The 20,385-nt window shown below is 65.7% G+C and carries 15 protein-coding genes, 1 pseudogene and 1 CRISPR repeat array (1 of these 17 cut by a window edge); of the genes and pseudogenes, 13 read left to right on the top strand and 3 right to left on the bottom strand.

Features of this window, described 5'->3' with window-relative positions:
- Window positions 1-10: 10 nt before the first annotated feature.
- Complete coding sequence (locus tag HBB12_RS30305; protein WP_236993390.1) at window positions 11-1,348, bottom strand: hypothetical protein; 1,338 nt, start codon at window positions 1,346-1,348, stop codon at window positions 11-13.
- Window positions 1,349-1,948: 600 nt separating this feature from the next.
- Between HBB12_RS30305 and HBB12_RS30300 the strand changes: the two genes are divergently transcribed.
- Both HBB12_RS30300 and HBB12_RS30295 read left to right on the top strand, forming a co-directional pair.
- A complete protein-coding gene (locus HBB12_RS30300) occupies window positions 1,949-2,533 on the top strand; it encodes a recombinase family protein (protein ID WP_236993389.1) in 585 nt (194 codons plus the stop codon).
- Window positions 2,534-2,711: 178 nt separating this feature from the next.
- Window positions 2,712-2,816 (top strand): annotated as a pseudogene (locus tag HBB12_RS30295) (recombinase family protein); the annotation flags it as partial.
- A gap of 82 nt (window positions 2,817-2,898) precedes the next feature.
- Here the strand turns inward: HBB12_RS30295 and HBB12_RS30290 are convergent.
- Together HBB12_RS30290 and HBB12_RS30285 are read right to left on the bottom strand one after the other, a co-directional pair.
- Complete coding sequence (locus HBB12_RS30290; protein WP_236993388.1) at window positions 2,899-4,410, bottom strand: HlyD family type I secretion periplasmic adaptor subunit; 1,512 nt, start codon at window positions 4,408-4,410, stop codon at window positions 2,899-2,901.
- Window positions 4,407-6,575 carry a type I secretion system permease/ATPase gene (locus HBB12_RS30285; RefSeq protein WP_236993387.1) on the bottom strand — a complete coding sequence of 723 codons (2,169 nt, stop codon included), beginning with the start codon at window positions 6,573-6,575 and terminating at the stop codon, window positions 4,407-4,409. The genes HBB12_RS30290 and HBB12_RS30285 overlap by 4 nt, the downstream gene beginning before the upstream one ends.
- 309 nt (window positions 6,576-6,884) lie before the next feature.
- Between HBB12_RS30285 and HBB12_RS30280 the strand changes: the two genes are divergently transcribed.
- From HBB12_RS30280 to cas2e, 11 genes are all read left to right on the top strand, one after another.
- Entirely contained in the window at window positions 6,885-7,400 is a 516-nt protein-coding gene (locus tag HBB12_RS30280) for a hypothetical protein (protein ID WP_236993386.1), read from the top strand.
- A gap of 379 nt (window positions 7,401-7,779) precedes the next feature.
- Window positions 7,780-8,160: a CPBP family intramembrane glutamic endopeptidase gene (locus HBB12_RS34555; RefSeq protein WP_442919394.1), complete on the top strand. Its 381-nt coding sequence runs from the start codon at window positions 7,780-7,782 to the stop codon at window positions 8,158-8,160.
- A 997-nt stretch (window positions 8,161-9,157) separates the two neighbouring features.
- Window positions 9,158-11,731 carry a CRISPR-associated helicase Cas3' gene (cas3, locus tag HBB12_RS30275; protein ID WP_236993385.1) on the top strand — a complete coding sequence of 858 codons (2,574 nt, stop codon included), beginning with the start codon at window positions 9,158-9,160 and terminating at the stop codon, window positions 11,729-11,731.
- A gap of 256 nt (window positions 11,732-11,987) precedes the next feature.
- Window positions 11,988-12,161 (top strand): DUF1508 domain-containing protein, encoded by a 174-nt coding sequence (locus HBB12_RS30270; protein ID WP_236993384.1) that lies wholly within the window; start codon window positions 11,988-11,990, stop codon window positions 12,159-12,161.
- A gap of 297 nt (window positions 12,162-12,458) precedes the next feature.
- Entirely contained in the window at window positions 12,459-13,985 is a 1,527-nt protein-coding gene (locus HBB12_RS30265; RefSeq protein WP_236993383.1) for a hypothetical protein, read from the top strand.
- Entirely contained in the window at window positions 13,975-14,628 is a 654-nt protein-coding gene (locus tag HBB12_RS30260) for a type I-E CRISPR-associated protein Cse2/CasB (RefSeq protein ID WP_236993382.1), read from the top strand. The genes HBB12_RS30265 and HBB12_RS30260 overlap by 11 nt, the downstream gene beginning before the upstream one ends.
- A complete protein-coding gene (gene cas7e, locus HBB12_RS30255) occupies window positions 14,625-15,839 on the top strand; it encodes a type I-E CRISPR-associated protein Cas7/Cse4/CasC (RefSeq protein WP_236993381.1) in 1,215 nt (404 codons plus the stop codon). The genes HBB12_RS30260 and cas7e overlap by 4 nt, the downstream gene beginning before the upstream one ends.
- 5 nt (window positions 15,840-15,844) lie before the next feature.
- Entirely contained in the window at window positions 15,845-16,654 is an 810-nt protein-coding gene (cas5e, locus tag HBB12_RS30250; RefSeq protein ID WP_236993380.1) for a type I-E CRISPR-associated protein Cas5/CasD, read from the top strand.
- Window positions 16,651-17,481, top strand: a complete 831-nt coding sequence (locus HBB12_RS30245; protein WP_236993379.1) for a type I-E CRISPR-associated protein Cas6/Cse3/CasE — start codon at window positions 16,651-16,653, stop codon at window positions 17,479-17,481. Before cas5e ends, HBB12_RS30245 begins: the two co-directional genes overlap by 4 nt.
- 4 nt (window positions 17,482-17,485) lie before the next feature.
- Window positions 17,486-18,415: a type I-E CRISPR-associated endonuclease Cas1e gene (cas1e, locus tag HBB12_RS30240; protein ID WP_236993378.1), complete on the top strand. Its 930-nt coding sequence runs from the start codon at window positions 17,486-17,488 to the stop codon at window positions 18,413-18,415.
- A 19-nt stretch (window positions 18,416-18,434) separates the two neighbouring features.
- Complete coding sequence (cas2e, locus tag HBB12_RS30235; protein WP_236993377.1) at window positions 18,435-18,782, top strand: type I-E CRISPR-associated endoribonuclease Cas2e; 348 nt, start codon at window positions 18,435-18,437, stop codon at window positions 18,780-18,782.
- Between the two features lie 26 nt (window positions 18,783-18,808).
- Window positions 18,809-20,385: a CRISPR direct-repeat array (repeat unit 29 nt; unit sequence GGCTCCCCCGCATCCGCGGGGATCGACCC); it runs 1,685 nt beyond the window's last position.

Below are 20,385 nucleotides of genomic sequence, written 5' to 3'. Positions count from 1 at the left end.
TCAAGCTCCACTAAGGGGTATAATTGAAGAAGGCGTGGTCATCTCGCTCGAAAACGATCCAGCTACCGCTGCAGCCCCATGACCGGACCCGGACCGGCATCGCGCCGAGACGGCATGTCCGGCGCCCTTCCATGGCGAACCTCTCGGGCGGGCGCTTCAGCAGGGCCTCGACGAGGGCGGGCGGGGCGTCGCTGTCGCAATAGACGAAGCCGCGCAGCGACGGCATCTCGTCGACGAGAGCGTCGTGAGAGAAGGCTTCCGCACGCTGCGGGTCCTGCCCCAGGCCCCGCAGCGCTTCGTTGGACAGGACCGGAAACACGGTGTCGTCCGAGGCAGGACCGGCCGAGCGACGGTCGCGATCGTAGCTCTCCAGCCGGGGTCCCTTCGGATCGTTGACGGCTTTTATCTTCAGGTCGTACTCGACCGCTCTCGGCGGCTGCCAGCGCTCCGGCCGATCCGCCGGCCACAGGGCGCGCACCGTGTCGCGCAGTGCCTGCGGCAGCCGGATGCGGCGCACGCCCCGGCAGGTGGGCGGGCCCGCATAGCGCCAGGCCTTCTCGGGATGGGCGAGATACTCGGCCGTCACCGGAACGTCCGGTCCCAGGAAGAGGTTGTTCGCGCCGGACATGCTCCCGGAGAGATCGGCCGGCAGCAGGCTCTTCGGCCCGGTCTGCAGGAACCGATCGAAGTCCTGCGCGGTCGCCGCCTCCACTCGGGCGCCGCGAAAGCCGAGCCGCGCGATCGGGTTGGCGTAGGCGTCCTGGCTGACATAGCCGAGCCCGTGGGACAGGTCGTCGGCCCGGTCGTACCAGACGACCAGAGGCAGCCAGTCCTTCGGAACGCGGCCATTCGCGGTCGTAGCGCCCGAACACGGATCCGGAATGCCGCGGGCACCGACCGTCCGCACCGTGACGGCATGGCCGCCCGGCAGCGGGACGGCGAAGAGGTAGGCGGACATGCCGAGCGTCTCGCTTGTCCCACCGAGGGCTCTCGACTGGGTGCGGTGCTGCTGGCAGGCGACCACGATGTCGATCGTGAGCGGGGCCTTTTCGAATTCGAGTTCTGCCACGAAGCGGAAATAGACAGGTTCGGTTTTGAACCGGCCGACATCGGCCCGTGCGCCGGCCCCGAGGCAGACGGCACCGGCAAGACTTCCCATGGCAATGGCAGCGCGCATCGCGCGAACAAGTTTTTTTATCGGCGATACATGCCAACCCGCCAAATGGTCGCTCGACATATGCATGATATTAGTTGAAAATATTTCAAGTTTTACAAACAAATGCGACGCGGATTTGGCAAAAACCATTTGAATTCGTGATTTAATGCGCGAATCAATCACCGAAGCCACCAATCACGAATGTTTCTATCGCGTATTTGATTGTAAGGCACGGTTACAAACTTGACCACACGCCTGGCGTGTGGCCTTCGTTTTATTTCAAGCGCTTGACGCTCAAGCCTCGGAAGGATAACGAACAAATAACAAAGTAACATAATTTGATGTTGATGATGCTGATGATGCGGTTGTGGCGAGAACGTTACGCGCGTCAATCATGATGCGGAGTGGCCTTCCGTTCGCGTCGTGACTAGGGAATTTAGCGGACTGCCTGAGAAATTTCAGATTTAAAAAGCGATTTAATTTTTTGCCCAGTTATTAAAATTTGATGCATATGTTATATTCGATGTTATATTGGATTTTGTTCGATATTTCAAGTGAAAGCGGTAAAATGCACGGAAGATGCCTCGACAAGGTCGCCTCCGGCGAGGTTCGCGAAAGAGGCCATGATGGCAGTGTCCGTCACGGGCCTGCCAGACCAGCGGCTGTTGCCCGCTAGACCTGTCCGGAACCGACCGGTTCTGGACAGGGCGCCCTACCCTGTTCAGAATCTAGCTTCTGCGTATTCCGGACAGGTGTTCATTTCTGGTCAGGGTTTCCGGACAAATCCACCTCATGCCGCGCACCTTCGCCTACCTCCGCGTCTCGACCCCCGGCCAGACCACCGACAACCAGCTCACCGAGATCCAGGCCGCCGGGTTCACCATCGAGCCGCGCCGCCTCGTGACCGAGACCGTGTCAGGATCCACCGCAGTCGGGCAGCGCCGCGGGTTCGCCCGCCTGCTCGATCGGCTCGAAGCGGGCGACGTCCTCATCGTGACCAAGCTCGACCGGCTCGGCCGCAACGCCATGGACGTGGGTGCGACCGTGGCTAGGCTCGACGAGCTCGGGGTGCGGGTCCACTGCCTGGCGCTGGGTGGGGTCGACCTGACGAGTTCGACAGGCAAGCTGACCATGGCCGTGATCAACGCGGTCGCGGAGTTCGAGCGCGATCTCCTGATCGAGCGGACTCAGGCTGGCTTGAGCCGGGCGCGGGCGGAAGGCCGGCGGCTTGGCCGGCCAGCCAGTCTTACCGGCGAGCAGCGCGCGGAGGTCGCCCGCCAACTCGGGGAAGGTGCGAGCGTGTCGGCCCTGGCGCGGAGCTTCAAGACCAGCCGGCAGACCATCCTGCGGATCAGGGACGCAACCGGGCTGCCCTGACTGCCTCCGCATCCCGCCAGCAACGCGGGATCAGGATCAGCTATCAAGCCCTGAAGAAAAACTGCCATTTATCGCTGAAGGTCACAGCCACGCCTCGGCTGCCAACGTGAAACTTGCCCGACAAACCCTATCGGATTGATCAAATGTGCGAAAGCATGGGTCGAGAGATTTTCCGTATATGATGGTTGGGTACATGCGGGCCTCGACGGCCGACGAGCGCCAATCGGTCGACCTGCAGCGCGACGCACTGACGGCCTCCGGCGTCGATGACCGGCCCCTCTACCTGGTTTCATACGCCCTTATGTGAGGGACCATCGACGAACCATTTCAGGATTAATCCAGGATGGTTCGCCGATACGCCACCTTCACCGTTCGTGCCCGGCCGTCGAGGTGGTCTCCCGCACCGGCGACAGCAGGTAGTCGATCACCCGTCGCCGCCCGGTGCGGATCTCGATCGTCGCGGTCATGCCGGGGGTGAGCGCTACCTCCTTGCCGTCGGCCATGATGGTGGTCCTGGACAGCGCCACCGTCACCGGGAAGATCAGGTTCTGGGTCTTGGGCATCCCCGTCACCGGGTTGAGGCCCTGGCCCCGCGCCACCGAGAGCGCGTCGCTGCCGCCGCTCGCCTCGCGGTCGTCGATCGCGTCGCGCGATACCCGCACGACACGCCCCTCGATCGAGCCGTAGCGGGTGAACGGGAAGGCGTCGATCTTCACCACCGCCTCCTGGTCGGGCATGACGAAGCCGATATCCTTGTTCTGGACCTGGGCCTCGACCTCGATCGGCCCGTCCGTCGGCACCACCACCATCAGCGGCTGGCCCGCCGTCACCACCTGGCCGAGCGTCGTCACGGCGAGCTGCTGCACCGTGCCGGAGATCGGCACCTTGAGCGCCGTGCGCTCGCGCTTGAGCTGCGCCTTCACCACGTCCTGCACCAGGGCGTCGCGCTTCTGTGCCGCTTCGGTCAGCGCCTGGTACTGGCGCGCCACGGTCTCGCTGGTGAGCTGGGTGATGCGCCGCTGCAGCGAGGTCGCGGCGGCCTTGGCCTCGGTCAACTGCCCGCGGTCATACGCGAGATCGGCCGCGACCCGCTCGACCTGCTGCACCGCGTCGATCACCGCCGCGCGCGTCCCGGCGGCCTTGGCCACCAGGGTCTCGCGCATGTCGGCGCGCTCCTTGAGCACCGCCTGGAGCCGCATCCGCGCCGCGATGCTGGCGGTGAAGCGCTCCTGCGTCGCGACCTTCTCGGCGAGCTGGGCCTCGAACGCGTCACGGGTGGTGACGTACTGGCCGATCTCGGCCAGCATCGCGCCCTCCTCGCGGGCGCGTACCGCCGGCGGCACCGCGGCCGGGAAATCCACCGTGGCGGTGGGCTGGTTCTTATCCACCGCCTCGATCGTGGCGCGCCGCCGGGCGATCTGGGCCTCCAACGCCGCAAGGTCGCCCTGGCGCGAGGACAGGTCGGCCTCGGCCTCGGTCGGCTCCAGGGTCAGGAGCACGTCGCCGGCCTGGACCCGACTGCCGTTCTCGACCGCGATGGTCTGGACCTTGCCGGTGTCGAAGGGCTGCACGACCTTCGAGCGGCCGGAGGGCTGGATGCGGGCGGTCGCCACCGCGTGGATGTAGATCTGGGCGAAGATGCTCCAGACGAGCGCCGCCCCGAACATCAGGCACATCACCCAGGTGAACACCACCGCGTAGGGCGAGGGCGGGGTGTCGAGGATCTCGAGATGCGCCGGCAGGAATTCCTGGTCGGAGCGATCGTCGGCAAGCCGCCGCATGCGGTCGCTGAGCCCGCGCGGGCTGAAGCGGGCCGGCGGCGGCGGGCTGCGGCGGGGCGCCGGGAGGTTAGCGGCGGGTTGCGGGTTCGCGCTCACGCGGCCTCTCCCTGGCTTGTGCCGTGGTCGGATTGCAGGCGCCAGAGGCGGCCGTAGAGCGAGGCCGGCCGCTCGACCAGCTCGCGGTGGGTGCCGTCCTCGACGATGCGCCCCTCCTGCACGGCGATGATCCGGTCGCAGATCCGCACCGCCGCGAGGCGATGGGCGATGATGATGACGGTCCGCCCGCGCACGATGTGCTTCATGTTCTCCTGGATGATCCGCTCGCTCTCGTAGTCGAGGGCCGAGGTCGCCTCGTCCAGGATCAGGATCCGCGGGTTGGTGACGAGCGCCCGCGCGATGGCGAGCCGCTGGCGCTGGCCGCCCGAGAGATTGGCGCCGCGCTCCTCGATCGGCGTGTCGTAGCCGAGCGGCAGCCGGTTGATGAACTCGTCGGCGCCGGCGAGACGGGCCACCTGCATCACCTGCGCCCGCGACAGGCCGGGATTGGCGAGCGCGATGTTCACGAACACCGTCTTGTTGAACAGGAGGTTCTCCTGGAGCACGACGCCGATCTGGCGCCGCAGCCAGGCCGGATCGACCTGGGCGATGTCGACGCCGTCGACCAGCACCTGGCCCTTCTCCGACACGTAGAGGCGCTGCAGGAGCTTGGTGAAGGTCGACTTGCCTGAGCCCGACGGGCCGACGATGCCGATGACCTGGCCTGCCGGGATGTCGAGGCTGACGTCCTTCAGGACCTCCGGGGTGCCGGGCTGGTAGCGGAACGACACGCCCCGCACCGTGACCTGGCCCTTGGCCGGCGGCAGGTGGGCCTGGGCGAGCGCCCGGGTCTCCGGCGGGCAGTTGAGCACGTCGGCGAGGCGCTCCAGCGACACCTTGACCTGCTGGAAGTCCTGCCAGAGCTGGGACAGGCGCAGGATCGGGGCGGTCACCTGCCCCATGATCATGTTGAAGGCGATCAGGCTGCCGACGGTCAACTCGCCGTTCATCACCGCGTAGGCGCCGAAGAACAGCACAAGCGCAGCAGTGACCTTCGAGATGTACTGGATCGTGTTCTGGCCGATGCTGGCGATGAGGCCGGCGACGAACGAGGTCTTGACGTAGGCGGCGAGCCGCTCCTCCCACTGGCTCTTGAGAGTCGGCTCGACGGCCAGCGCCTTGACGGTGTGGATGCCGACCACCGACTCGATCAGGAACTGGCTCGACAGAGCCGAGCGGTTGAACTGCTCCAGGGTCTTGTTGCGCAGGATCGGCCGCAGCAGCACCGCCACCAGGATGTAGCACGGGATCGACAGGGTGACGATCAGCGCCAAGAGCGGCGAGTAGAAGTAGAGGATGGCGAGGAAGATCAACGTGAACGGTACGTCGATCGCCGAGGTGAGCGCCTGGCCGGTGAGGAAGTTGCGCACCGTCTCCAGCTCGCGCACCCGCGCGACGGTCTGGCCGGCGGGCCTGGTCTCGAAATAGCCGAGCGGCAGGCGCATCAGGTGGTCGAACAGCCGCGCGCCGAGCTCGACGTCGATCCGGCTCGCGGTATGGGTGAGGATATAGCCGCGCAAGTATTGCAGCACGACGTGGAACAGGCCGAGCACCACGAGGCCGACCGCGACGAGCGTCAGGGTCGAGTAGCCGCGGTGGACCAGCACCTTGTCGATGGTGATCTGGAAGAAGATCGGGGTGATGAGGGCGCAGAGCTGAATGAACAGCGAGGCGACGAGCACGGTGGCGAGCGGCTTGCGGTAGCGCCAGATCGACGGGACGAACCAGGACAGGCCGAAATGGTGGAGCGCGGTCTGGAGGTTGGCTCGGCGCGCCACGAGCACGATAGTGCCGGTCCAGCGGGCTAAGAAGGCCTCGGCCTCGACGTGGTCGGCGGTGCGGGCGACCGGATCGATGATGCGGAGCTTGCCGTCCTCGAAGCGGCGGCCGAGGACGACGAAGCGCCCGTCCTCGACCTCCAGGATCGCCGGGAGCGGGATGCCGTCGAGGCGGGCCGGCTTCTGGTTCTGGAGCAGGCGGCCCTTGAGGCCGAGCCGGCGGGCACCGCGGACGATGTCGGTGGCGCTCATCACGGTCTGGCCGAAGCCGAGATCATGGCGGACCTGGGCCGGCTCGCACGGGATCTGATGGAACGAGGCGACGAGGGCCAGCGCACCGAGGCCTGTATCAGGTACTGCTACTGACACGTTGGCTTGGTCTTGCACTATCAATAAAACCTCCCTGTGTTTTATATTTTATATATCTTTTATTTTTACTACAATATTTTCCGTAATATATACATATATATATAAATAAATACAACATTCAATTATCTAATTTAATTGATTAGATCTAACATTTTTATATAGTTTGTTATATCTAGACCTTTTTATATATAGATAAAACTATTGACATGAATAAAATTTAGTAATTTCATAGTCATGCTTTAAATAGATCGGAGAAGTACAATTTGGATCGAAGACAAGTGGGAAAGAGATGAGTTCTTCCGACCCGAATGGTCTGCTTTAGGAAATATGAGACTTGAAGTAATTGATATTCCTCGACAGGATATACAAAACTTATTCAATTCTCAGCCAATGGGTGGTCAAAATCAAACTTTCGAACCTGCTGGTTCATTCGGGCCGCCCTCACAAGCTGATATTGCTGCGCTTTTCAGTGGCACTCCCATGGGGTTCGGGAACGGTTCTTTTTCTCCAGAACCGTCAAATGATCCCGGAAACCTCCCATTTAACAATCAAGTATTTTCGAATTTTCTTGCAAATTTGATTGACGCAGGATTGGGATCTTCAGGGTCTATCGGTGATAAACTCAGATCTTTTTTCTTTTCAGGAGCTGCTGCTCTTTATCAAAGCTATGACTCAGGCAATTTTCGCGAAACAGGGACGAATTTTGGATATGGGAGCTTCTATCCCAGTACCGTGCCTGGAAACAATACTTTCTTGCCGAGCGATCCAGGATATGGTATTAACGATCCTGGTGCTTTCCAAGGACTAGAGGCATATCAAGGGTATGGAAATCAAGGTGGTTAATAATAAAAAAGTCTTATAACTACTTAGTAAAAGCGACACGCAATAGGATTTTTGCGTGTCGACATACAAATAATTCTGAGAGGCGATCGATGCGAAATATTGCAAATACATCTTTAAAATGCGTTACGATGCAATTCTTTCTTTCCGCTTTTATAGTAATTGTTTTTTATAATCTAGGACTTATTTTTGCTTTTAATATTTACAAATATTATATGATTAGTTTAGCACACGAACAGGCTAAATATACAACTACGTTTTTGATTAATGTTTTTATATTATTTGGATTTATATCAGCAAGTATCTTATTTGGACCCAACATGGAGGTTTTATTTCGTAAATCATTTTCTTTAAACAAAACAAGCGTCTATATAACTATTTCTTGTTTTTTTCAGTAATTTTATATATAATTTTATATTCAACTTTTATCAAGATAGACAATTTTATAGGTTATAATTTTATAAACGTAATTCTATATGCATCTTCTTTTTGTTTGCTTGCTCCCATAGGGGAAGAACTATATTTTCGCTTTGTAATTTGGAATATATTTAGTAAGCGGTTTGGATATATAACTACTTCTGTATTGACATTGTTAATATGGTATATTCTTCATTACGAAAGTAATATAAAAACAATATTTGGAATAGTACCTCTAGGATTTATTTTGACATATATAAGAATAAAAACGGAAAATATCTTTATACGTTCATTTGTACATGCTTGGAACAACATTGCATTTCTTATAATTGCCTTTATTTTTTAAAGTGAAAATATAGTTTAATACAGTGTGCATTTTGTTAATAAATCTGATTTGATTACGGGCAAGAATTCAAAAAACTTTCTTATACATTTAGTACGGGTAAAAATTGTGGTTGAAAAAACAACTATTATGATAATACCCCAAATCTGATACATCAACGAGAGCAGTCCCGCAGGAGCGCGTCCGGACTGAACCAGCGTTCAGCTCCACCAGTCATCGGCGGATCACATCGGAACTCTGCTCTGGCACTGGCGCGAAGAGGGTGCAGCTCTGTCCCTCGCCGGCTTTCGCCACAGACGCCTGCACGCCGTCACCAAGATCTTGCTCTCCTCCATCAGCCGGTTGGCGGCATCAATCCAGTCCACCGCATCAGGGTTCGCGAACATCATCAGGCGTGCGCCAGCCCTCGCCCGGCAGGTCTTCGACATCGTGCGGGGCGATCCGGACCCGGAGTGCCCCAAGGGCACTCGGCCGCTGTCATGGCTGGAAAGTATGGTCCTGTTCTGCCGCGAGCGCGGCCCGGCACCGGATTAGGAGGACCCGGGCGCATGGCGCGACATGGTCGACGAGGTCGCCGATTTTCAACGGCGCCTCAAAGAGGCAATGGCCACCGCCTGAACTTACGTTCCATACGCCCCCCTTATGCGAGGGCGAGCAGGACCCGGAGAGGCGACGCAGACGCCCTCCCGGGCGTCGAAGCCGTCGGGAGCCCAGCGCCAGGTGACCGGGCCGGCCTCAAGGCCTTCACGGCCTTGAGGCCGATTCGGGCGGATGGCCCACCAAATGATTTCGGTCGCAGGTCACCGCGCACCGCCTCAGTCGACCGTCACCCGCAGGGCCGAAACCGCGCAGCGGGTTCGGGGAGCCGCAGCAGGCGACGAGTAGGGCGCGGCCCGGAGGGGACGCCCTGCAAAATCGAACGTACTACAAAAATATCTCTCGCTTCTTATATCCCATCACGAATATAATTATTTTATGATATTTTTATGAGGAGGGATCGTTGATTAAAAATCACGCTTGGGCCAAGCGCGACGATTTCGGAACGACGCTTGCTCTCATCGATCACGGTGAGGACGTCGCCGCTGTCCTGTGCGCTGTGCTGACGCAGACCGCCTATCGAGGCAGGATCGAGGGCCTCGCCGGACGCGTCTTGTCCGATCAAGACATCAAGCGATTGTGCACACTCGCCTTTCTGCACGATTTTGGCAAAGCAAATAGCGGCTTCTGGCGGCGCCAATTTCCCAAGATGCCGCGTATCGGCCACACCGAGGTCGCCGGCGCCCTGTTTCACCACAGCATACCGCTCCGTAACCAAGCCGTGGTGCGGGAGCTAAGCGATCTTATCGCGGCTTGGGGGGCGGCCGAACATTTCACGGCCGTCATGGCTCATCACGGCCGTCCGCTGGCGAGTTTCAGCACGCCAGGCGCCATGAGCGGATCCAGCACCAGAGAGGCACGGCGTGATGCCGGCTGGTGGCGCCCGATCGACGGCTACGATCCGCTCGCCGAGTTGGCACGGCTCCTCTCCGCTGCCCGCCTGCGCTTTCCGCTCGCCTTCGTGGAGGGCCCACCTTTGCCCGATGCCCCGCGTTTCGTGGCATTGCTCGCCGGCCTGACGACCTTGGCCGACTGGCTCGGTTCGGACACGGCGCACTTTCCCCTCGTGACGCCGTTCGAGCTGTCACGATCGCAGTTTGCGGCACGGCAAGCAGCTCTGGGCGTCACCGTGCGGGGTCTCCGCCCGTTGTCACGCGCAGCGCCCGACTCCTTTATAGCAGCGTTCGGCTTTCCGCCCTACGAGGCCCAGGAGAAGGCCGCCGCCGCATGGCTTGGCGCCATCTCTGCCCTCGAGGCCGAAACCGGTTCGGGCAAGACCGAGGCGGCCCTGTGGCGCGCCCTCGGGCTGATCGCCCGCGGCGAGGTCGACGGGCTGTACTTCGCTGTCCCGACCCGCACCGCAGCGACGCAGCTGCACGGGCGGATCAACCGCCACCTCGCCCGCATCTACGGCGCCGATGCCCCTCGGGCAGTGCTCGCGGTGCCGGGCTACCTGCGCGCCGGCGACGAGGACGGGCAGCGGCTCGCACCCTTCACGGTGCTGTGGCCCGACGAGGAGGACAACGACGCACGGTGGGCGGCTGAGGCACCCAAGCGCTACCTCGCCGCCCGCATCGCCGTCGGAACCATCGATCAAGCGCTGATGGCGGGCCTGCAGGTCAAGCACGCTCACCTGCGCGCCGCCGCTCTGCCGCGTTTACTGCTCGTGGTGGATGAGGTCCATGCGTCGGACACGTTCCAGACCGAAATCCTGAAGACCGTCATCGGGAACCATGTTGCGGCCGGCGGCCGGGTGATGCTCCTCTCGGCCACCCTCGGCAGCGCGGCGCGTGCGGCCCTCCTCGGCCGGGAGGCGCCGAGCCTCGCACAGGCCCTTGAGACGCCCTACCCGGCACTCTCGGGCTCAGACGCAGCGCCCAGGAAGGTGACGACCGGCGGCCGGCGCAAGGAAATCGCGATCGAAACCGCGCCGCTCATCGCGCACCCGAGGGAAATCGCCATCCGGGCCCTCGCCGCCGCCCGCGCGGGCGCCGCGGTGCTGGTCGTCCGTAACACGGTCGCCGACGCGGTGGCGGTGCAGCAGGCGCTCGAAGCCGAGGACGCCGGCAACCTGCTGTTCCGGGTCGGGAGCGTCGCGACCCTGCATCACGGCCGCTTCGCCGCCGAGGACCGGCGTCTGCTCGACACCGAGATCGAGGCGTTATTCGGCAAGGTGGACGGCGATCAGGTACCCGGGGAGCGCCGCGGCCGCGAGCGCCGGCCGATCGTCGCGGTCGGGACGACGACGCTCGAGATGAGCCTGGATCTGGATGCGGATCTTCTGATCACCGATCTCGCGCCGATGGATGTGCTGCTCCAGCGCTTCGGCCGCCTGCATCGACACCGGCGCGACCGACCGGCCGGCTTCGAGACGGTGCGGGCCATCGTGCTGGTGCCGGAGGCGCGCGACCTCTCGCCCCTGCTCGACCGCGCCCGGAACGGGCTAGGGCCGTTCAAGGAGGGACGCGGGATCTATCCCCGGCTGGCGGTGATCGAGGCCACGTGGCGCCTGCTGGAGGAGCACGCCTGGATCGTCGTCCCGTGCGATTGCCGCCGGCTCGTCGAGCTGACGACCCATCCGGAGGCGCTCGACGCGGTCGCGGCGCAGAAGGGCGGCGCCTGGCTCGACCATGCGACCCGCCAGGAGGGCGGCCGTGTCGCCGATATGGCCCTCGCCGCTCACCATCGGCTCGACATGGCGGCTACCTTCACGGACCTGTCGTTTCCCGAGGACGAAACGGTGCGCACCCGGCTCGGCGCCGACGACCGGCTGATCCGGCCGGAGGTGCCGTTCGTCGGCCCGTTCGGGGTAGTGGTCACGCAGCTGCGCATCCCGGGATGGATGCTGACGAAGGCCCGGCCGATCCCCGACGACGCGACCGTCGCGGTCCGCGAGGAGGCGGGCGCCGAGGGCGTGAGGTTCACGTTGGGCACGGTCGAGTTTCGGTACGATCGGCTCGGGTTGCGGGTGGTTTGAAGCATGATGGCTCAAACCGCTGAATGGTGCTGCTGCAAGCTGCTCGAACCGAGCGTGGCACAGCCGCCAATTCGCGCTTGCGCGTGGATCGACTCTTGGGCGGATTGTCCTGGAAAGACGAAGCCCGGAGACCCTAGGAAGTCTCCGGGCTTTGGTCCGATAGCGGCTGAGGACCGCGAGATCGGGTGTCAGTTGACATGGCACTTGTAGATCTTCTGCGTCTTTCGTCAAGCCGAGCCCGTACGAGGTATCGCTGATGAAATACGAGAAATATGCCGTTTCCGGGCGCAAGGCTTGGCGATGGCGCCTTCGCGCCGACAATGGCCGCATCATATCGATATCGCGTGAGACCTATATGTCAGAGCGCGATTGCGATTACTCGATCCTTCTGAGCAAATCATCCTCGGACGCGCTTGTCACAACCGTGTGACTTCGCGGGGCAGAGTCGTTCTGCCCCGACCTGTTCCCTCTCTCAAAGAGGATCGACCACGCTGGATGGTGGCCGCCGCCGTCATGCGGGTTGTTCCCCCGCACTCGCGGGGATAAAATAGATATCGAAGAAGCGATCTGAGCTTGAAATCAAAACTTCGACAAGTCGACAACCAAAAGTTCGGTTGACCGCCTTAACAGAAGCGATATTCTCCAGTTTCAATCCTGGCGCATTCTGCGTGATCCAGAGACGCCGGTGAATATCGCTTCGATCAGGATGGTCAAACGGGCTTCTCGTATGGATATCCGGTACTGCGATCGATCCAGTCAGACGAGAACAGGCGACCTGTTCGACATCCTGGCCGCCCTGAGCACCGACGCCGTCGCCGCCTTCCCGGCCTTGCGCCCGCACCAGCGCCAAGCCTGGCACGCCTTCCTGGTCCAGGTCGCGGCGATGGCCTTGCATCGTGCCGGTGCGACGACGCTGCCGGAGACCGGGGAGGCGTGGCGCCGGCTGCTCCTCGCCCTCACTCCGGACTGGCCGGATGGCGAGGCCTGGGACCTCGTGGTCGAGGATTGGAGCAAGCCGGCCCTGCTCCAGCCGCCGGTGGTCCGACCTGCGAACGCCGCGGAGTACCGGGGGCGGATCGAGGCGCCCGACGGCCTCGACATGCTGGTCACGGCCAAGAACCACGACCTGAAGGCCGAGCGGATGCGGGACGCCGCGGACGACCACTGGCTCTTCGCCCTGGTCAGCCTCCAGACCCAGGAGGGCTTCATGGGTGCCGGAAATTTCGGCATCAGCCGGATGAACGGCGGTTTCGGCAGCCGCACGACCTTCGGGCTACGCCCGCAGGGCAGTCCCGGCGCCGCCTTCCGGCACGATGTCGGCCAGCTCCTCGCCGGAGGGCGCGACCGGATCCTGGCGAAACAGCCGGCGCTCGCCGCCCGCGACGGGTTGGGCCTCGTCTGGCTCGCTCCGTGGGACGGGCAGGCCTCGCTGGGCTTCGCGGGGCTCGATCCGCTCTACGTCGAGGTGTGCCGGCGCATGCGGCTGGTGCGGGAGGGCGATCGCCTCATCGCTCGCACCGCCGGCTCGAAGGCGGCCCGGATCGAGGCGAAGGCGCTCACCGGGCGGACCGGGGATCCGTGGGCGCCGGTGCTGAAGGACGGCGAGAAGGCCTACACGCCGACCGGAGCCGGGTTCGGCTACCGGCAGATCGCCCGGCTGATGAACACCGACATCGTCGTGCGGCCGGTGCTCGCCACCCCGACCCCGGGCATGCCGGGCACCGGCCTCGCGATCACGATCAGCGCCGTGGTCCGCGGCCAGGGCAAGACCGAGGGCTTCCACGAGCGTCACCTGCCGGTACCGGGCTTCGTCGGTGCCCTGCTGAAACAGCGTGGCGACGTGATCCTCGACCGCACCGGCAAGGTCGCGCAGGAGCGCGCCGACGAGGCCGGGGAGCTGGGGCGCATCCTGCGCCACGCACTCCTGGCGCTGATGCGCGGCGGACGCGACGGCGTGCGGCTCGACGACGAGGCGGCCCAGCGCAAGGCCGCGTCCTGGCAGGCGACCTACGACGGCCGCGTCGAGGCGGGCTTCTTCGACGACGCCTTCTGGAACGAGGTGGCGGAGCGGGACGGGCCGCATCGGACGCCCTGGCGGGGGCGGCTCGCGGGCCTCGCCCGCGCGGTCCTCGCCGAGGCCGCCGAGGCGGCGCCGCGCACCGAGGTGCGGCGCATCCGGGCCCGGGCCCAGGCCTCGGACCTGTTCGAGCGCCGGGCCGGCGCGTTCGTGGCGGAGGTGAAGGATGCCGGGTGAGGCCGAACCGATGACCGAGGCGGGCGAGCGGACGGCACGGCGGGCGCCCTCGCTCTCCGCGCAGCTGCGGTCGATCTCCGGCCGGATGCCGGGTCTGCCGACCGGGACCCGGGCGACGCTGCGGCGCCTGGATCCGGCGGCCCCCGGCCGCGGCGTCGATGCGGTGATCCCGCTCCTGATCGCGGCCGGCGTGAACCGGCGCGCCTTCGCCTCCGACGAGGGCTTTCGCCGCTGGGCGCTGATCTGCCACCTGGTCGCGACCCTGGCCGGCACCGCGGCGCGTGAGGTCCACGCGCCGGTGCGGGAGCACGGGGCCGACGGACAGATGACGGGCCCGCGGCACCGCGAGCGCGAGGCCGGACGCAGGATCCACGCCGCCGGCGTGTCGGAGACGCGACTGATGCGGCTCACCACCGCCCGGGGGCCCGCGCTCGTCGCCCAGATCGCCCGAATCGGCCGGTTCCTGGCCGCTGCCGGTGCAATCCCCCTCGACCTCACGCCCCTCGCGCACCTGATCCTGAGCGAGGGCTTGGACGAGACGCGGGCCGACGAGGCCCGCCTCGCGCTCGCCCGCGCCTACTACGCTGCGGAAGCAGGCAACGACCGCGATACCGACGAGATCGACGAGGACGCTCGAGCGTGACCACTCCCCGCTTCATCCAGATCCACTTCCTGGCCTCCTATCCGGGCGTGCTCCTCAACCGCGACGATGCGGGGCTCGCCAAGCGCCTGCCGTTCGGCGGCGCCACCCGCACGCGGATCTCGTCGCAATGCCTGAAGCGCCACTGGCGCATGACCGAGGATTCCCGCGGCCTGCACCGGCTCGCCGAGGAGGTCGGCCTCGAGGCCGAGCGCTCCAAGGTCGCGATCGAACAGGAGGTGACGGATCCGCTGCGCGACCGGGCCGACAAGGCGGTGGTGGACGCCATCGAGAAGGTCTTCGTGGAGAAGGTCTACGGCGGCAAGGCCGGCGACAAGAAGTCCCGCCAGGCGCTGCTGCTCGGCCGCCCCGAACTCGCCTATCTCGCCGAGAACGCCGCCCGCATCGCCCGGGAGGCGGAGGACGCCAAGGCCGCGGAGGCCGCCGCACAGGCCTTCTTCAAGGACGGCGACGGGAAGGCGAACCTCAAGCAGCTGCGCGAGCAGAACCACCTCGCCCCGGGTCTCGAGAGCGCCCTGTTCGGCCGCATGGTGACCTCCGACGTCCGTGCCAACACCGACGCTGCCATCCACGTCGCCCACGCCTTCACGGTCCATGACGAGCAGCCCGAGCTCGACTATTTCACCGTGGTCGACGACCTCGCCGAGCGCGAGGATGCGGGTGCGGCCGGCGTCTTCGATACCGAGCTGACCTCGGGCCTCTATTATGGATATGTCGTCGTCGACGCGCCGCTCCTGGTCTCGAACCTGACCGGGTGCCCGCGCAAGGCCTGGGCCGGCCTCGACCCGGAGGCGCGCGACCTCGCGGCCCGCGTGATCGAGAACCTGGTCCACCTCGTCGCCACCGTCAGCCCCGGGGCCAAGCGGGGCTCGACGGCGCCCTACGCCTATGCCGACCTCGTGCTGGTCGAGGCCGGCGAACGCCAGCCGCGCACGCTGGCCAACGCCTTCCGCGATCCCGTCCAGCCGCCCCGGAACCGCCAGGCGCTGGAGGCCGGCGCGACCCTGGCCCGCGAGACCGCCCGGGCGATCGAGCGGGAGATCGAGGGGCTCGACGGGATGTTCGGCCTGCACGAGACCCGGATGCAGGCCGCTCGCGGCGCGGCGCGGCTGTCCGGCATCGACGCGCTGACCCTGCCCGACCTCGCCACCCGTGCCGGCGCCATGGTGCGCCGGGCGCTGATCGTGGGGTAGCAGCCGTGCCGGACCACCTCGTCCTCCTCCTCGACGCGCCCCTCTGCGCCTTCGGCGGCGACATCATCGACGCCTACGGGGTCGTGCGCGACTTCCCCGGTCGTTCGACGGTCACCGGGCTCCTCGCCAACGCGCTGGGCTACGACCGGGCCGACGGTGCCCTGCTCGACCGGCTGCAAGCCCGCCTCGTCCTGGGCTCCGCCCGGGTGGCGGAGGGCCGGCGGGTGCGCGACTTCCAGACCGCCCGCCTCGGCGCCGGCGACCGGGGCTGGACCACGCGAGGCCGCGTCGAGGGCCGCAGCGGCGGGGCGGCGACCTACGACTCGCCCCATATCCGCTACCGCGATGCCGATGCCGATGCGCTGGTGCTGGTCGCCTTCCACCTCGATCCGCCCGAGGAAAGTCCGACCCTGGCGGAGATCGAGGGCGCCCTCGGCCGGCCGGAGCGGCCGCTCTTTATCGGGCGAAAGCCCTGCCTGCCGTCGCGGCCGCTCGTGGCCGGGCGCATCGCATCGAACGACATCCGCACCGCCCTCGACCTTGCCCTCGCTGCGTGCGCGGCGGGCAAGGAGCGCTTTCGCCTCCATCCCTCACGCCTTCGGCAGACGCCTGACGGTTGGCCCCGCTCCGAGCGTCGGGTGCGCGCCCAATGGCCAGCCAACCGCGGGCCGGCCGACCAGGAGCCAGAGGAGCGTGAGCGCCGCCGGGACATTTGCGACGAGCGCGACTGGGTGGTGGGCGTGCATGGCGGCTCGCGCGGGGTGATCGAGGGCCAGCTGTGCCTTCCGGCGCGCGCTCACGGAGAAACCCCGTGAGCGGTCCGCTCTTGCACCTCGTGCGGACCGCCGTTGCGCCTACAGCGTTGCGGACCTTCGCGGCGCATCACGGTGTCCTCGACGACGATCTCGGCTACGCGCTGCATCTCGCCCTGCGGCGGCGCTTCGGGGCGGCGGCCCCTCAGCCCTGGCGCCTGATGCCAGGCCGCGACGGCGGACCCGACATGCTGCTCGGCTATAGCCACGACAAGGACGCCCTGCGAGCGGCCGATCCCCGTGCGGATGCGCGCCCTGAACCCCCTCCGGACTGGGAGGCGGACTGGCGCGCGGACGACGACGCCGAGAGCGCGTTGGCGGCGATTTTTCCACATCCGTTCGAGACAAAGGCGATGCCGCGCGCCTTTGCCGAGGGGGCCGCTTACGGCTTTACCCTGCGGATGCGGCCGGTGGTGCGCTACGGTCCGCGTGCCGCCGCCGCCCGGTCGGCGGCGGACCGCCAGGGCGGCCACGAGCGGGACGCCTTCCTGGCGGCGCTCGAGCAACGCGATCTGGCGGGCGGGAGCGAGGCGAACGATCCACTGGAGCGCGAACCGATCTACCAAGCCTGGCTGGAGCAGCGCCTGGGCTCGGCGGCGCGTCTTTCCGCCTTCCGCCTGGTGGCGCATCGGCGCATCCGCACGGTGCGATCCATCCCGCCGGACATTACATCTCGCCGCCGGCCGGGGTTCGCCGGGCCGGAGACCGTGGTGGACGGGGTGCTGACGATCGCCGATCCGGCAGCCTTCACCGCCCTGCTGGGCCACGGGGTGGGGCGGCACGGCGCGTTCGGCTTCGGCATGCTGCTGCTGCGGCCGGCGGGAGGATAGCGCCATGCTCCTCGGCCGCCTCGGCCTCGACACGGCCCGCGTCCCCCACGGCGACCGGCACGGCCTCCTCTGGCTCGACCGCGGCCGCCTGGAGGTGGAGGATGGCTGTCTGCGGTTCGTCACTCGAGCCGGGCCGGAGGGCGGCGCGACCCTCGCACCGGGCGACTACCAGATCCCGCATCAGTCGGTCTCGGCCGTGCTGCTCGGCCCGGGCTCCTCGGTGACCCACGACGCCCTTCGACTCCTCGCCCGCCACGGCTGCGCCCTGTGCGCCATCGGTGAGGGGGGCGTGCGGCTCTACACGGCGCCGCCGCTCCTGCCGGACACCTCCGCCCTGGCTCGGCGCCAGGTCGAGCTCTGGGCGGTGAAGGCCACGCGCATGGAGGTGGCGCGGCGGATGTACGCCCTGCGCTTCGGCGAGATCGTGCGAACCCGCGACATCGCGGTCCTGCGCGGCATGGAGGGTGGACGCATCAAGCGGGCCTATGAGCTGGCCGCCGAGCGCTTCGGCGTGCCCTGGCGCGGACGCCGCTATGATCGAGCGAACCCGGACAGTGCGGACCTGCCCAACCAGGCCCTCAACCACGCGGCTGTGACGATGCAGGCCGCCGCCGCCATCGCCGTTGCTGCCACCGGCACGATCCCCCAGCTCGGCTTCATCCACGAAGACTCCGGACAGAGCTTCGTCCTCGACATTGCCGACGTGCGGCGCCACGACGTCGTCCTCGACATCGCCTTCGGGGCGGCCAAGGAGGCGACCAAGCGCCCGGAGAGCATCGACCGGCTGGTACGCCGCCGGGCAGCCGAGCTGTTTCGCCGGCGCGAGGTCATCCCGGGTCTGATCGATGTGATCAAATCCGTCCTGGTGCCTCGGGAGCAGGACGACACCCCCCAGGCAGAGGTCGGTTCGACGACCGACCCCGAGCCGACGTGAACGCGACGAGGAGAGGGGCATGCCGCTCTGCGTGGTTGTCACCCGCGATGTCGAGGATCGCTACCGGGGCTTCCTCGGATCCGCCATGCTGGAGCTGGCCCCCGGCGTCTACGCTTACCCGCGCATGAGCGCGGGCGTGCGCGATCGTGTCTGGACCGTGCTGTCGGACTGGTACGGCCAGCTCGGCCGTGGCAGCATCGTGATGACCTGGGCGGACAACGCCGCGGCAGGCGCGCTCGGCGTTCGCACGCTCGGTTCGCCGCCCAAGGAGGTGATCGCCCATGAGGGCGTCCTTCTCACCCGCCGCCCGCTGGGCCGCGGAGCGGGGATACCCCCTCGTTCAGGAGGCGGGCTCTTTGATAAGTGAATGATGTCAGTATATTGACTGGCAGAGGCTCCCCCGCATCCGCGGGGATCGACCCCTCACCCACGACGATCCGAACGCGGGCGACGCGGCTCCCCCGCATCCGCGGGGATCGACCCGCCGACCCAGTCGGGCTCTGGATCACGATATCGGCTCCCCCGCATCCGCGGGGATCGACCCGCCGCGTTGACGATAGCCATAGCCCGCACCCCGGCTCCCCCGCATCCGCGGGGATCGACCCACGTACCCACAGTGCCGCACTCAGAATTCGAAGGCTCCCCCGCATCCGCGGGGATCGACCTGCGCCTGGGTGCCCGGGGCGAAATCGGCGATCGGCTCCCCCGCATCCGCGGGGATCGACCCAGCATCGCGTTCACCGGCACGTTGCACGTTGGGGCTCCCCCGCATCCGCGGGGATCGACCCGTTGCTTGACCCGAGGAAGAGCGCAAGGCCGAGGCTCCCCCGCATCCGCGGGGATCGACCCGAGGCGGCTAGCCGACGGGAGGCCGCGGAATGGGCTCCCCCGCATCCGCGGGGATCGACCCGCATCGCTGCTGGGCACAATGACCCGCGTAGCGGCTCCCCCGCATCCGCGGGGATCGACCCGGGATAGGTCCGATCCACCCGGCGTCTCAGGCGGCTCCCCCGCATCCGCGGGGATCGACCCCGCACGCCGTAGAGCGAGCCGTTCCAGATCCCGGCTCCCCCGCATCCGCGGGGATCGACCCCGTCTCTTGCGAGGTCGCATCGTCATGCTGCTGGCTCCCCCGCATCCGCGGGGATCGACCCGGTAGTCGCTTCTATATCGGAACGGCGGTCGAGGCTCCCCCGCATCCGCGGGGATCGACCCGACCCGACCGACGGCTTCGAGAGGCGCGACCGGGCTCCCCCGCATCCGCGGGGATCGACCCGGTGCGCGGCGCCTCGACGTGGAGCGCAAAGTGGCTCCCCCGCATCCGCGGGGATCGACCCCTGCCGGAGGCAGATAGCGAGCGCTTTCCGACGGCTCCCCCGCATCCGCGGGGATCGACCCGCTGCCTGAAGCGATCCCCAGGGAAGCGGCCCGGCTCCCCCGCATCCGCGGGGATCGACCCGTGACCGCGGCGCGCCTTGAGGCGGCCGGGTTGGCTCCCCCGCATCCGCGGGGATCGACCCTGGTCGAGTCCGTTCCCGAGCTTGTCGGCGCTGGCTCCCCCGCATCCGCGGGGATCGACCTCACGGCGGCGGCGGACGCGTCGTTCGACCGGAGGCTCCCCCGCATCCGCGGGGATCGACCTTTCGCCGAGTAGGTTTCGCTGCCGTCGCGGCCGGCTCCCCCGCATCCGCGGGGATCGACCCGGGACGTTCCTCGTCGGCGTCGAGACCGAGGCGGCTCCCCCGCATCCGCGGGGATCGACCCCAGGACACCACCATGAACACGATCCAGGCCGCGGCTCCCCCGCATCCGCGGGGATCGACCTTCCTCGCGCAGCTCGCCGCACATCAGGTGGCGGGCTCCCCCGCATCCGCGGGGATCGACCCCAGGTGATCGCGCCGCCCGAGACGCGGTAGCGGGCTCCCCCGCATCCGCGGGGATCGACCCCTCGGCCCGAAGGTCGCCCCGGC

The sequence above is a fragment of the Methylobacterium sp. SyP6R genome, assembly GCF_019216885.1.
GTDB lineage: Bacteria > Pseudomonadota > Alphaproteobacteria > Rhizobiales > Beijerinckiaceae > Methylobacterium.
This window is presented reverse-complemented; position numbering and strand designations above follow the sequence as displayed.